The organism is Aquitalea magnusonii, from assembly GCF_002217795.2.
Classification (GTDB): Bacteria; Pseudomonadota; Gammaproteobacteria; order Burkholderiales; family Chromobacteriaceae; genus Aquitalea; species Aquitalea magnusonii_B.
Genome location: NZ_AP018823.1, coordinates 4,180,536 through 4,193,314, shown reverse-complemented (window position 1 = coordinate 4,193,314; position 12,779 = coordinate 4,180,536). Strand labels below are relative to the sequence as shown.

At 60.3% G+C, this 12,779-nt stretch carries 13 protein-coding genes; 9 read left to right on the top strand and 4 right to left on the bottom strand.

Annotated features, from left to right (window positions below):
- Nucleotides 1-50 precede the first annotated feature (50 nt).
- Nucleotides 51-590 (bottom strand): DUF2059 domain-containing protein, encoded by a 540-nt coding sequence (locus DLM_RS19665; protein WP_089082401.1) that lies wholly within the window; start codon nt 588-590, stop codon nt 51-53.
- A 119-nt stretch (nt 591-709) separates the two neighbouring features.
- Nucleotides 710-1,282, bottom strand: a complete 573-nt coding sequence (locus DLM_RS19660) for an RBBP9/YdeN family alpha/beta hydrolase (RefSeq protein ID WP_089082400.1) — start codon at nt 1,280-1,282, stop codon at nt 710-712.
- Between the two features lie 230 nt (nt 1,283-1,512).
- Here DLM_RS19660 and DLM_RS19655 point away from each other — a divergent pair, with 230 nt between their 5' ends.
- From DLM_RS19655 to DLM_RS19630, 6 genes are all read left to right on the top strand, one after another.
- Entirely contained in the window at nt 1,513-2,514 is a 1,002-nt protein-coding gene (locus DLM_RS19655) for a sulfate ABC transporter substrate-binding protein (RefSeq protein WP_089082399.1), read from the top strand.
- 132 nt (nt 2,515-2,646) lie between these two features.
- Nucleotides 2,647-3,420 (top strand): alpha/beta fold hydrolase, encoded by a 774-nt coding sequence (locus DLM_RS19650; protein WP_089082398.1) that lies wholly within the window; start codon nt 2,647-2,649, stop codon nt 3,418-3,420.
- Nucleotides 3,410-4,336 (top strand): alpha/beta hydrolase family protein, encoded by a 927-nt coding sequence (locus DLM_RS19645; protein WP_089082397.1) that lies wholly within the window; start codon nt 3,410-3,412, stop codon nt 4,334-4,336. The genes DLM_RS19650 and DLM_RS19645 overlap by 11 nt, the downstream gene beginning before the upstream one ends.
- Before the next feature lie 273 nt (nt 4,337-4,609).
- Nucleotides 4,610-5,284, top strand: a complete 675-nt coding sequence (locus DLM_RS19640) for a CsgG/HfaB family protein (protein WP_089082396.1) — start codon at nt 4,610-4,612, stop codon at nt 5,282-5,284.
- Between the two features lie 98 nt (nt 5,285-5,382).
- Entirely contained in the window at nt 5,383-5,652 is a 270-nt protein-coding gene (locus DLM_RS19635; RefSeq protein ID WP_231959913.1) for a DUF4810 domain-containing protein, read from the top strand.
- Nucleotides 5,653-5,661: 9 nt separating this feature from the next.
- Nucleotides 5,662-6,327 carry a DUF799 domain-containing protein gene (locus DLM_RS19630; protein WP_089082394.1) on the top strand — a complete coding sequence of 222 codons (666 nt, stop codon included), beginning with the start codon at nt 5,662-5,664 and terminating at the stop codon, nt 6,325-6,327.
- A gap of 83 nt (nt 6,328-6,410) precedes the next feature.
- Here DLM_RS19630 and pyk read toward each other — a convergent pair whose 3' ends face one another.
- Entirely contained in the window at nt 6,411-7,820 is a 1,410-nt protein-coding gene (gene pyk, locus DLM_RS19625; RefSeq protein WP_089082393.1) for a pyruvate kinase, read from the bottom strand.
- Nucleotides 7,821-8,421: 601 nt separating this feature from the next.
- Between pyk and glpK the strand changes: the two genes are divergently transcribed.
- Together glpK and DLM_RS19615 are read left to right on the top strand one after the other, a co-directional pair.
- The gene (gene glpK, locus DLM_RS19620) at nt 8,422-9,918 is read left to right on the top strand and encodes a glycerol kinase GlpK (protein ID WP_089082392.1); all 1,497 of its coding nucleotides are present in this window, start codon (nt 8,422-8,424) and stop codon (nt 9,916-9,918) included.
- A 225-nt stretch (nt 9,919-10,143) separates the two neighbouring features.
- Entirely contained in the window at nt 10,144-10,848 is a 705-nt protein-coding gene (locus DLM_RS19615) for an MIP/aquaporin family protein (RefSeq protein WP_089082391.1), read from the top strand.
- Nucleotides 10,849-10,913: 65 nt separating this feature from the next.
- On the opposite strand, the gene DLM_RS23445 is transcribed toward DLM_RS19615, so the two are convergent.
- Nucleotides 10,914-11,057, bottom strand: a complete 144-nt coding sequence (locus DLM_RS23445; RefSeq protein WP_167467173.1) for a hypothetical protein — start codon at nt 11,055-11,057, stop codon at nt 10,914-10,916.
- Between the two features lie 101 nt (nt 11,058-11,158).
- On the opposite strand from DLM_RS23445, the gene glpD reads away from it, so the two are divergent.
- Nucleotides 11,159-12,694 (top strand): glycerol-3-phosphate dehydrogenase, encoded by a 1,536-nt coding sequence (gene glpD, locus DLM_RS19610; RefSeq protein WP_197715458.1) that lies wholly within the window; start codon nt 11,159-11,161, stop codon nt 12,692-12,694.
- The last annotated feature ends 85 nt before the right edge of the window (nt 12,695-12,779 follow it).

Below are 12,779 nucleotides of genomic sequence, written 5' to 3'. Positions count from 1 at the left end.
CGGCCCTGCAGGGCCGTTTCATCATTGTACTGTCAGGGTGCTGACAGGTCTTACTTGCTGATGGACTTGGCGTAGGTTTCGGCGGCAGTACGCATTTTCGGCAGCAGGGTTTTTTCTGCCGAGGTCAGCATATTCTTCATGATGCCGTCGATCACCACCGGCTGCTGCTTCATCAGCTTCTGGCCGGCCGGGGTCTTGTAGAAGGCTACGATCTGCTGCATTTCGGCGGCGGAAAACTGTGCGCTGTAGTTTTTGACCACTTCCTGTTCAAACTGCTTTTTCACGGCGGCAGAGTTGAAATAGTCGGCGGCGGTCTTGTGTACGCCTTCAGCATAGGCCTTGAAACCATCCTGGGCTTTTTTCTGCTGCTCCTGGGACAGATTGATCTTGTTCTTGACGAAGTATTCCTGCAGCAGCGGGCCGGCAGAGCCGGTGGTGCGGTTGGCCAGGTCATTCGGCATATTGTTCAGGCCGATCACCTGGGCCAGTTCCTTGGCGGCGGCATCCTGTGCGGCATCGGCATGGGCCAGCATCGGCAGGGTCAGCGCAAGGGCGGCAATGGCGGTCTTGATCGGGCTAGCAGCAAACATGGGGCATCCTTTTCGGCAATGGCATCAGAGAACACAAGCTTGGCAGTTTGACACCGCCAGAGAGCGTGGTCAAAGCAGCTTTGATGGCCTGCCGGTGCGGACAGTTCCTGCGTGCTGCGTCAGGCCGCGATGTTGCCGCGGGCGCGGGCGCGCTCCAGCAAGGGTGGCAGCAGGGCCAGACCTTCTTCCCATTGCTGATGGCCGGAAGCCACGTTGATATGCCCGGCCTGGTGCAGCCAGGTGAGCGGACTTTGCCAGTAGCCAGCCATGCGCGCGGCACGGGCAGATTTGCAGAACGGGTCGTTGTCGCTGGCCACCACGCGGCTGACAAAAGGCAGCGGCTGGCGCGGCAGCGGTGCAAACGGCATCAGCTCGCGCGGCACGAAGGGCCTTTCCACATCGGCCGGAGCCACCAGCAGCGCGGCGGCAATCCTGTCCGGATGACGTCGCGCATAATGGGCCACGGTAATGCAGCCCAGGCTGTGGGCAATCACGATGGCCGGGCGGCGCGCCTGCGACAGGGCGTGGTCCAGCCCGGCTAGCCAATCTTCCAGATCGGGCTGCTCCCAGTTGTGGTTTTCCACCCGGATGGCATGCAGGCGCTGTTCCCAGTGGCTTTGCCAATGATTGGCAGCACTGCCCCTCCAGCCTGGCTGGATGATGAAGTCGAAATCGGCGGCAATGGTGGTCATGGCAAGCTCTCGGAAACGGTCAGAGCAAACTATAGGGCAAATTCAATAGCTTAAAAAGTGATAAATAATTGTTTTTATATTTCTTATGGTGATTTGTCAGGGACGCACATCGCACGGCTTCTTAGATTATTTTTGAATAACGGAATGAAAAACAATCATTTCTGGTGATAAACCATTCCTGATTACAGTGTGCTGCATCAACCGAAGCCCTTCGACTCAGGAGCCACAACATGACGACTATCCGCACCAATCTGAAAGCGCTGGCAGCCGTGCTGCTGCTGGCCGTTACGCCGCTGAAGGCCGCCGAACTGCTGAACGTGTCCTACGACCCCACCCGCGAGCTGTACCAGGATGTGAACAAGGCCTTTGCCGAGCAATGGAAGAAAAAGACCGGCGAAGAGCTCACCATCAAGCAGTCGCATGGCGGCTCCGGCAAGCAATCACTGTCCATCCAGCATGGTCTGGCCGCCGACGTGGCCACGCTGGCACTGGCTTACGATATCGATGTGCTGGCTGATGAAGGCCTGTTGCCGAAAAACTGGCAGACCCGCCTGCCGGACAACAGCTCGCCTTACACCTCCACCATCGTGTTCCTGGTGAAAAAGGGTAATCCCAAGCACATCAAGGACTGGAACGATCTGGTGCGCAGCGATGTGCAGGTGATCACCCCCAATCCCAAGACCTCCGGTGGCGCCCGCTGGAACTACCTGGCCGCCTGGGGCTATGCGCTGAAGAAGAATGGCGGCAATGAAGCCAAGGCGCGCGCCTATGTGGCCGAGCTGTTCAAGCATGTACCGGTACTGGACTCCGGCGCACGCGGTGCCACGCTCACCTTTACCCAGCGTGGCCTGGGCGATGTATTGCTGGCCTGGGAAAACGAAGCCGTGCTGGCGGTAAAGGAAATGGGCCCGGACAAGTTTGACATCGTCACCCCGTCCATCTCCATTCTGGCCGAGCCGCCGGTAGCCGTGGTGGACAAGGTGGTGGACAAGAAAGGCACCCGCAAGCAGGCCGAGGCCTATCTGAAGTTCCTGTACACCCCGGAAGGTCAGACCATTGCGGCGGAAAACTACTACCGCCCGCGTGACCCCAAGATTGCCGCCAAATACGCCAGCCAGTTCCCCAAGGTGAAGCTGTTCACCCTCAAGGACGTGTTTGGCGACTGGCGCAGTGCGCAGAAAAAACACTTTGCCGATGGCGGCGTGTTTGACCAGATCTACAGCAAGAACTGATCTTCTCCAGCAAGGATGAATCACGACAGGCCGCACCATGCGGCCTGTTTTGCATTCCGGTGGCATCTGCCGCTTGTCACATGGCTGCGGTAGACTGAGCCACGCTCATTTCATCGGTTTCCCGGCATCCGCATGCAAGTATTTCACAGCCCCCATGGGGCATTGCGTTATCACGACCTGCCCGGCAGCGGTGTGCCGCTGCTGTTTGTGCATGGCCTGGGCTGTGCTGCCTCCAGCGACTTTCCCCGCGTGGCGGCCGATCCGGCCTTGGCCGGAAGACGGCGTTTGTTGCTGGACTTGCTGGGTGCCGGTTTTTCCGACCGGCCTGACGACTTTGCCTACACCATTGCCGCGCATGCCGAAACCGTGGCGGGGCTGATCAATCATCTTGGCCTGCCGCAGCTGGACATCGTTGGCCACAGCATGGGCGGTGCCGTGGCCATAGCCGCCTGCAGCCTGCGTCCGGCACCGGTGACACGGCTGGTGTTGCTGGAACCAAACCTGGACGCCGGTGGCGGCGTGTTCAGCCGCGCACTGGCAGCCATGAGCGAACAGGAGTTTGTCAGTCGTGGCCAGCGCCGCATGGCGCGGCTGGCCAGCCGCGAAGGCAGCCCGCTGTGGGCCGGCTCGCTCTCTGCCAGCCATGCGCCTGCGGTACACCGCGCGGCGGTGTCGCTGGTTCAGGGCGTCGAACCTGGCTGGCGCAGCCAGTTACTGGCGCTCACCATGCCGCGCAGCGTGGTGGTGGGCGAGCGCTCCTTGCCCCAGCCGGGGCTGACCTGCCTTGCGCAAGATGGGGTGAGCGTGCATGTGCTGGCTGACGCCGGCCACGCGATGAGTGAAGACAACCCTGCCGGCCTGGCGGCTTTGCTGGCAGACATTCTGGAGCAAGACCATGTGGCGTGAATGTCGTCGTTACAGCCGGGCCATGCTGCTGGCTCTCGGTCTGGTGCTGTCGGTACGGGCTGCCAGTCTGCCTGCCCCGCAGGAAGTCAGCATTCCACTGCCTGGCGCAGGCCTGTTTGGCAGCACGCTGGACATGCCGGCACTGTTGTACCGCCCGGCAGGGGACGGACCGTTTCCGGTACTGCTGTTTTCCCATGGCCGTGCCGGCAGCACGCAGGAGCGACATCAGCTGAAATACCCCATGGGCCGCAGCCAGATTGCCTACTGGCTGGACAAGGGTTTCATCATCGTGGCGCCCATCCGGCCGGGCTATGGCAGTACCGGCGGTGGCGACCCGGAATATCACAGTGCCCGCATGCTGGCACCGGGCCAGTGCAGTGGTCATCCTGATTTTCGTCATACCGCCGAGGCGGGCGGCGCGGCGGTGCAGGCAGCCATCCGCTGGATAGCGCAGCAGCCTTGGGGCGCGGGCCAGCCCATCGTGTTGGAAGGCCAGTCGGTTGGTGGTCTGCTGACGGTGGCAGTGGGCGCGACTACGCCGCCAGGGGTGATTGGCTATATCAACTTTGCCGGTGGCGCTGGTGGCAACCCGGAGAAATCACCCGGCCAAAGTTGTGACCCCTTTGCACTCACCACGCTGTATGCCGATTTTGGCCGCCACACCGTATTACCCAATCTGTGGCTGTATGCCGAAAACGACCAGTACTGGGGGGCAGATGCACCGGTGGCCTGGCACCAGGCATTCGCTGCGGGCGGCAGCCCCACCCGTTTTGTCCATGCACCTGCGGTGCCGGATGGCGATGGCCACGGCCTGAGCCGTCATCCGGCCGCCTTGTGGGCTGCACAACTGGATGCCTTCTTGCAAAGTATTCCCGCCTTGGCCGGACATATTCCAAGCCAGCCCGCATCGCCGTAAACGCAAGCGCATAAGACCTGCAGTCCCAGCCCCGATGGGACTGATCTTTATCAAGCATTTATCACTTTATTGAACGAGTCTTTTCTTAAGAAATGACAATATTTCCTTTTAGATCAAGCCACTGAGACTTTCCTTTGCTCACTCAATACCCATACTGGATTGATTGGTGCTGGATATATGTAGATGGTATGGTAGTGTGTCCATTTTCAATGGCCTGCGTTGGTATACGGCCATTGCTTATCAATATGTGATGAATATCCGCGGAGAATCACCATGAAACAGAAAGCATGCGCCCTGCTTCTGCTGGGCGCGCTGGCCAGCTTGACTGGCTGTGCGACCGAGAGTTCGCAATCCCTGGCGGTAGCCCAAGTCAATAGCGTAGCCAAACCGTATGCGGGCGTCCGCACTCCGATATCCATCGGCAAATTCGATAATCGTTCCAGTTATGCGCGTGGTTTGTTCTCCGATGGTGTTGATCGTCTGGGCAGTCAGGCTAAAACCATCCTGACCACGCATCTGCAGCAGACCGGCCGCTTCAATGTGCTGGACCGCGAAAACATGGCGGAAACCAGGCAGGAAGCCAGCATCAAGCAACAGTCACAAAAGCTGAAGGGTGCTGATTATGTAATTACCGGCGATGTCACCGAGTTTGGTCGCAAGGAAGTGGGCGATCAGCAGTTGTTCGGCATTCTGGGCCGTGGCAAGCAGCAGATTGCCTATGCCAAGGTGAATCTGAACATCGTCAACACTGCCACTTCCGAAGTGGTGTATTCCACGCAGGGTGCGGGTGAATACAGCTTGTCCAACCGTGAAGTGATCGGTTTTGGCGGGACGGCCAGCTATGACTCTACCCTGAATGGCAAGGTGCTGGATTTGGCGATCCGTGAAGCGGTGAACCGCCTGACAGAAGCGGTTGATGCTGGCGCTTGGCAGCCGGTACGCAACTAGGACGGGAGCCTGTAATGACAATGACCAAAGCATCACGCCGGCTTATGGCGCTGCTAAGCCTTTGCCTGTTGGCTGCTTGTGCCCAGGCGCCAAAGACCTTGTACCAGTGGGAAGCATACCAGCCGCAAGTGTATGAGCACTTCAAGGGACAGAGCCCACAACAGCAGATTACCGAGCTGGAAAAAGGACTGGAGCGCATTGCGGCCAAGGGTAATGTCCCGCCCCCGGGCTATCGCGCACATCTGGGTATGTTGTATGCAGAAACCGGTCGTGACGACCTGGCTTTGCAGCAATTGCAGGCCGAAAAAGCTGCCTTTCCCGAGTCAGCGGCCTATATCGATTTCCTGCTGAAGAAATACCAGAAGTAAGGATAGAACATGCGACATTTCATACGCTTGATCAGCGCGCTGGTGGTGGCAGTCTTGTTGTCGGCCTGTGCCAGTCAACCCCCGGCCAAGCTTGATTACACCGCTTACAAGGCCAGCAAGCCCCGCAGCATTCTGGTACTGCCGCCCTTGAACAACACTCCGGATGTCAATGCGGGTTACAGCGTGCTGTCCCTGCTGACATACCCGTTGGCCGAGTCTGGCTACTATGTGCTGCCGGTGGCGCTGGTGGATAGTACCTTCAAGCAGAACGGCCTCACGGTGGCGGGGGATATCCATCAGGTGACTCCAGCCAAGTTGCGCGACATCTTTGGTGCAGATGCGGCGCTATATGTCACCATCAGCAAATATGGCGCTACTTACACTGTGCTGGACAGTGTCACGGTGGTGGCAGCATCGGCCCGGCTGGTGGACCTGCGTACCGGTGCAGAGTTGTGGAGCGGAAGTGCCAGCGCTTCCAGTGCGGAAAACCAGAACAACAATAATGGTGGAGGACTGGTGGGCACGCTGATTTCTGCCGCCATCAAGCAGATTGCTCACAATCTGAGTGATAGTGGTCATGACGTGGCAGCCATCACCAGTAATCGCCTGTTGTATGCCGGCCATTACAACGGATTGTTGTTCGGGCCGTACTCGCCGCATTACGGCACTGATTGATTGATTGAACTGTAGATGACAAAGCCGCCAGTGGATGATGCACTGGCGGCTTTTTTCATGCGGCAGATGGCCAGGATGGATGATCAGGGATAGACGATGCGCAACAGGTTGGTGGCACCCGGCGTACCGAATGGCACACCGGCGATGATCACCATCGGCTTGCCTTGTTCGGCCAGCCCCAGCTTGGTGGCGCAGAAGGTGGTTTTCACCACCATGTCTTCCAGGTTCTCGGCATCCGGGCCGTTATAGGCCACCACGCCCCATACCAGGGTCAGGCGGCGGGCGGTGCTTAGCCGTGGCGAGATGCCCATGATGGGGGTGTGCGGCCGTTCGCGCGCCAGGCGCAGGCAGGTGGAGCCGGAGGTGGTAAAGGCGGCAGACACGGTGACTGGCAGGATGGCGGCTACCTTGCGCACACAGGCGGCAATGGCATCGGCCTGTTCCGGCGCGTCGGCGGCGCTGTAGTCCAGTGCCATCACGCGGCGGTAGTCCGGTGCGCTTTCCACGCGGCGGATCACCCGGTCCATGATCTGTACGGCTTCCACCGGGAAGGAGCCGGCGGCGGTTTCCGCCGACAGCATGACGGCGTCGGCACCTTCATACACGGCGGTGGCCACGTCGTTGGCCTCGGCACGGGTGGGGGTGGGGGCGGTAATCATGGATTCCAGCATCTGGGTAGCCACAATCACCGGACGGCCCAGGTGGCGGCACTGATGCACGATGCGGCGCTGTACCACCGGCACGTCTTCCGGCGGCAGTTCCACGCCCAGGTCGCCACGCGCCACCATCACCGCGTCGGCCAGCTCGGCAATCTCGTCCAGCTGGTCTACGGCCGACGGTTTTTCAATCTTCACCACAATGCCCACGCTGCTGCCTATCATCTGGCGCAGTTCGCGTACGTCTTCAGCCGTTTGCACAAAGGACAGCGCAATCCAGTCTGCCCCTTCCTGCAGGGCGAATTCGGCGTCCTTGCGGTCTTTCGGGGTAATGGCCGACAGCGGCAGGATGGTTTGCGGCAGGTTGAAGCCCTTGCGGTCGGACAGTTCGCCACCCACCACCACGGTGGTTTCAATCACCCGGTCCTGCACACGTTCCACGTGAAACGACAGCTTGCCGTCGTTCACCAGGATGTGATGGCCGTGTTCCAGCGCGGCAAAGGCTTCCGGGTGGGGCAGGGTGACTTGCTGGCCATCTCCGGCCACCTGATCCAGCACGAAGCGGTAAGACTGGCCGGCGCTCACGCTGACGGGGCCTTGCGGGAAGGTGCCGATGCGCAGCTTGGGGCCTTGCAGATCAACCAGCACGCCGATGGGGCGGCCCAGTTCGGTTTCGGCGGCACGAATGGCGGCCAGGCGGGCGCGGTGGTCGTCGTGGCTGCCATGGCTCATGTTGAGGCGGAATACGTTTACCCCGGCGCGGGCCAGCGCCAGGATCTGCTGCGGGGTGCTGGAGGCTGGGCCCAGCGTGGCGAGAATCTTGGTATTGCGGAGCATGTATTTGTCCTTGTCGGTGCCGGTCTGCGCTGGCGGGGTGTTGTCGAGTGAACCTGATCTGTCGGCGGGTTGCCGACCGTGGTTTCTTGCTTTTGGCAACATGCTGCCACAACTGCAATGTAGTGGCTTTGCTACCTTGCAGGCACTTGGGCTGGGTGTTGCCACCTTGTCAGTTGCTAAAAAATCCGGCTGCGCTTGATGCGCGTTTTGCTTGCGCTACTTGCCGTTGGTGTTGTTATTTTGCCTCTGTTGATTCCAAGCCTTGCTTGCTGCAAAGCAAGAAAAGCGCAAATCCTTGTAGTGGAAGGCTTACAGACCATTCGCATTTGCGATATCTTGCGCTGCAAAATGCAGCCGCACCGGCTGTGGGCGGGTCGGATTCTGTGCTGGCGCGAAAGTTTCATGCGTGTTGATTGACAGCTGAAGCGTGTTAACTAGAATTGGCCGAAAATAAAACGAACACTATAAGTACAAAAAACAACATAACAAAGATTGCCAGCCTGCCCCGGCAGCACTGCAGGGGTGTGGCGATGCCGTCAAAACCAGTCAGCAAAAACGCTCGGCCAGCAACGGCCTTTGGATTGCCAAGGAGACACCTCACATGAAGAACCAGTTCATTCTGGCGCTGGATCAGGGCACGACCAGTTCGCGTGCCATTCTGTTCAACCAGGCCGGCGACATCGTGTCGCTGGCGCAAAAGGAATTCCGCCAGATTTATCCCCAGCCGGGCTGGGTGGAACACGACCCGCAGGAAATCTGGGGCGGGCAGGCTGGTGTGGCTGCCGAAGCCGTGGCCAAGGCTGGTATCGATGGCCGCAGCATTGCCGCCATCGGCATTACCAACCAGCGCGAAACCACCATTGTGTGGGACCGCGAAACCGGCCTGCCGGTGTATAACGCCATCGTCTGGCAAGACCGCCGCACCGCCGCCTTTTGCGACCAGCTGAAAGAACGCGGCCTGGCCGACACCATCCGCAACAAGACCGGCCTGCTGGTGGATGCCTATTTCTCCGGCAGCAAGATCAAGTGGATTCTGGACAATGTGCCGGGCGCACGTGCTCGTGCCGAGGCTGGCAAGCTGGCCTTCGGCACCGTGGATAGCTGGCTGATCTGGAACTTCACCCACGGCAAGGTACATGTCACCGACGTGTCCAATGCCTCGCGCACCATGCTGTACAACATCCACACGCTGGAGTGGGATGCCGAACTGCTGGACATCCTGAGCATTCCGGCCAGCATGCTGCCGGCAGTGAAAAGCTCCAGCGAAGTGTACGGCCATACCCATGCCGCCCATCTGGGCGTGGAAATCCCGATTGCCGGCGTGGCCGGCGACCAGCAGGCCGCCTTGTTCGGCCAGCAATGCACCCGCCCCGGCATGGTGAAAAACACCTATGGCACCGGCTGCTTCATGATGATGAATACCGGCGAACAGCCGATTGAATCCACCAACAAGCTGCTGACCACCATTGCCTGGAAGGTGGATGGCAAGGTGCATTACGCGCTGGAAGGTTCCATTTTCATTGGTGGCGCGGTGGTGAAATGGCTGCGCGACGGCCTGGGCATCATCCGCCACTCGGCCGATGTCGGCCCGCTGGCACAGGAAGTGGCCGACAGCGATGGCGTCTACCTGGTGCCGGCCTTTGCCGGCCTGGGTGCGCCGCACTGGAACCAGAACGCACGCGGCACCATCGTCGGTGCCACGCTGGGTACCAAGGCCGCGCACATTGCCCGCGCCGCGCTGGACAGCATTGCCTACCAGACCATGGACGTGCTCAAGGCGATGGAAGCCGATGCCGGCATGGCCATTGCTGAATTGCGCGTGGATGGCGGTGCCACCGTCAACCAACTGCTGATGCAATTCCAGTCCGACATTCTGGGCGTGGACGTGGTGCGGCCGAAGATTACCGAAACCACCGCGCTGGGCGCGGCCTATCTGGCTGGTCTGGCCGTGGGCTACTGGGCCGGGGTGGAGGACATCCAGGGCCAGTGGCAACTGGACCGCCGCTTCCAGCAAAGCATGGCGGCTGAACAAGTAGAGGCCAATGTCCGTGGCTGGGTGCGCGCCGTCAATGCCGCCAAGGCCTGGGCCGACGCCTGATGCGCTGTTCCCACACGGCGGCTGACCGTGCTGCCCGCACCCATGCCCGAGGTGTGTGCAGAGTCTGGCCGTGTGAATTTCCTGTGTGATGTATGGCAGCAGCCTGTGGCCGGACGACAGCAAGATCCATCCGCCCGTGCCTGCTGCCAGTAACTGTCGTCATGAAAGAGCAGCCATCAGCCAGAGTAGCCGGTGGTAGCGGGAGTCATGGCGCGGAGACCCTGCATGAACCCTTTGTTTGGTGAATTTATCGGAACCGCCCTGCTGGTATTGCTGGGCAATGGCGTGGTGGCCAATGTGCTGCTGAGCAATACCAAGGGCCATAACAGTGGCCTGATCGTGATTGCCTTTGGCTGGGCAATGGCGGTGTTTGTCGGCGTATTCAGCGTGGCGGCCATCAGCGGTGCGCATCTGAACCCTGCTGTTACCGTGGCGCTGGCGGTGGCCGGCAAGTTTGAATGGGCCCGTGTGCCGGGCTATGTGCTGTCGCAAATGCTGGGCGGCATGATGGGTGCGCTGCTGGTGTGGGTGATGTACCGCAAGCATTACGAAACCACCGATTGCGCGGATTTGAAGCTGGCCACCTTCTGCACCGGCCCGGCCATCCGCAGCCTGCCGGGCAATCTGTTGTCCGAGGTGCTGGCCACCTTCGTGCTGGTGTTTGCCATTCTCAGCATGGTGGCGCCCAAGATGTCGTTGGGCGCGATGGATGCCCTGCCGGTGGCCTTGCTGGTCCTGGGTATCGGTGTGTCGCTGGGCGGTACCACCGGCTATGCGATGAGCCCGGCGCGCGATCTGGCCCCGCGCATCATGCATGCGCTGCTGCCCATTCCGGGCAAGGGCTCCAGCGACTGGGGCTATGCCTGGGTGCCGGTAGTCGGCTCCTTGCTGGGTGGCACGCTGGCGGCGCTCACCTATACCCATCTGTAAACCGTTTTGCTCCTGGTGCCCCGCCGCTGGCGGGGCCGGCAAGCCACCTGCGGGTGGCTTTTTTTTTATGTTTTCAGCATGGCAGGTCCACCGGCATTGGCCAGCAGAGGGAGCCAGTAATGGAATACGAAACAAAGAATGTTGTGGTCAATACGCACATTGCGGCGCACAAAACGAACATAAACGAACATTTTGTGTTGAATTTGCATTCGTATGACTCTATGCTAACAAGCATCAACAAGCAAAATCCGCCTTCTTGCCCTGTACTGACAGGCGCAGGCCGGATGCAGACAAGACCGAGGATTGCACTGTGAAACTCTATGACCTGATGGTGATTGGCGGCGGCATCAATGGTGCCGGCATTGCCCGTGATGCGGCTGGCCGTGGCCTGTCGGTGCTGCTGTGCGAAAAGGACGATCTGGCGGCGCATACCTCGTCGGCCAGCACCAAGCTGATTCATGGCGGTCTGCGCTATCTGGAATATTACGAGTTTGGCCTGGTGCGCAAGGCGCTGCAGGAGCGCGAAGTGCTGCTCAAGGCCGCGCCGCACATCATCTGGCCACTGCGCTTTGTCATGCCGCATGACAAGGCCCAGCGTCCGGAATGGATGATCCGCTGCGGGCTGTTCCTGTACGATCATCTGGCCCGGCGCGAAGTACTGCCCGGCTCGGAAACCATCAGCTTTGCCAAGCATCCGTCCGGCGCACCGCTGAAAGCCGCTTTCAAGCGCGGTTTTGTCTATTCCGACGGCTGGGTGCAGGACGCCCGGCTGGTGGTGCTCAATGCCATGGCAGCCGCCGAGCACGGCGCGCGTATCCTCACCCGTACCGCCTGTGTGGCGGCGCGGCGCGAGGGTGAGCACTGGCTGTGTACGCTGCAGCATGATGATGGCCGTCAGGAGCAGGTGAGGGCGCGCGCGGTGGTGAACGCCGCCGGCCCCTGGGTGGAAAGCCTGCTGAAAGACACCTTGCAGCTGCCATCGCCCAAGTCCATCCGTCTGGTGAAAGGCAGCCACATCGTGGTGAAAAAGCTGTTTGATCACCCCTATGCCTATATTTTCCAGAATCCGGACAAGCGCATCATTTTTGCCATCCCCTACGAAAACGACTTCACCCTGATCGGCACCACCGATGTGGAATACCACGGCGACCCCGGCAGTGTGCAGATTGATGGCGACGAAGTGGACTACCTGTGCCGCATGAGCAACCGCTACTTCAACAGCCAGATTGGCGCGGACGACGTGCTGAGCACCTATTCCGGCGTGCGCCCGCTGCTGGACGACGAAGCCAGCAATGCCTCCAGTGTGACGCGTGATTATGCGCTGGAACTGGACAATAACGGTGCGCCGATGCTGTCAGTGTTTGGCGGCAAGATCACCACCTACCGCAAGCTGGCGGAAGAAGCCGTGGACCGCCTGGCCCCGCTGCTGGGTAATCACCAGCCCACCTGGACGGCCGGTGTGCCGCTGCCCGGTGGCGATATGCCGAATGCCGATGCGGCTGCCTTCCTGACCGCCAGCCAGCAGCGTTATCCCTGGCTGCCTGCCGCACTGCTGCAGCGCTATGTGAAAAGCTACGGCACGCGGCTGCATACGCTGATCGGCAGTGCCCGCAGCCTGGCCGACCTGGGCGAAGAAGTGCTGCCCGGCGTATATGAGGCCGAATTAAGTTATCTGGTGGATCAGGAATGGGCGACCAATGCCGAGGACATCCTGTGGCGACGCAGCAAGCTGCGTCTGCACCTGCCAGCCAATGCCAGTGTCGTGCTGACTGACTGGCTGGCCCGTTACCGCCAGCGTGCCATGCAGCCGGACAACCCGGCAGTACACAGCGCCCAGCCGGGCTAAGCGTCACGATTTGTTGTGGTCGTATCTTGTTGTATCAGGGCTTGCGCCCATCTCCTCCCGTAGGCCCAGGCTGCTGACAAAGTGA

Excerpts from the sequence above, each read along its gene's own strand:
- DLM_RS19665 (WP_089082401.1), bottom strand. The coding sequence starts at position 590 with ATGTTTGCTGCTAGCCCGATCAAGACCGCCATTGCCGCCCTTGCGCTG.
- DLM_RS19660 (WP_089082400.1), bottom strand. The coding sequence starts at position 1,282 with ATGACCACCATTGCCGCCGATTTCGACTTCATCATCCAGCCAGGCTGG.
- DLM_RS19655 (WP_089082399.1), top strand. The coding sequence starts at position 1,513 with ATGACGACTATCCGCACCAATCTGAAAGCGCTGGCAGCCGTGCTGCTG.
- DLM_RS19650 (WP_089082398.1), top strand. The coding sequence starts at position 2,647 with ATGCAAGTATTTCACAGCCCCCATGGGGCATTGCGTTATCACGACCTG.
- DLM_RS19645 (WP_089082397.1), top strand. The coding sequence starts at position 3,410 with ATGTGGCGTGAATGTCGTCGTTACAGCCGGGCCATGCTGCTGGCTCTC.
- DLM_RS19640 (WP_089082396.1), top strand. The coding sequence starts at position 4,610 with ATGAAACAGAAAGCATGCGCCCTGCTTCTGCTGGGCGCGCTGGCCAGC.
- DLM_RS19630 (WP_089082394.1), top strand. The coding sequence starts at position 5,662 with ATGCGACATTTCATACGCTTGATCAGCGCGCTGGTGGTGGCAGTCTTG.
- pyk (WP_089082393.1), bottom strand. The coding sequence starts at position 7,820 with ATGCTCCGCAATACCAAGATTCTCGCCACGCTGGGCCCAGCCTCCAGC.
- glpK (WP_089082392.1), top strand. The coding sequence starts at position 8,422 with ATGAAGAACCAGTTCATTCTGGCGCTGGATCAGGGCACGACCAGTTCG.
- DLM_RS19615 (WP_089082391.1), top strand. The coding sequence starts at position 10,144 with ATGAACCCTTTGTTTGGTGAATTTATCGGAACCGCCCTGCTGGTATTG.
- DLM_RS23445 (WP_167467173.1), bottom strand. The coding sequence starts at position 11,057 with ATGCAAATTCAACACAAAATGTTCGTTTATGTTCGTTTTGTGCGCCGC.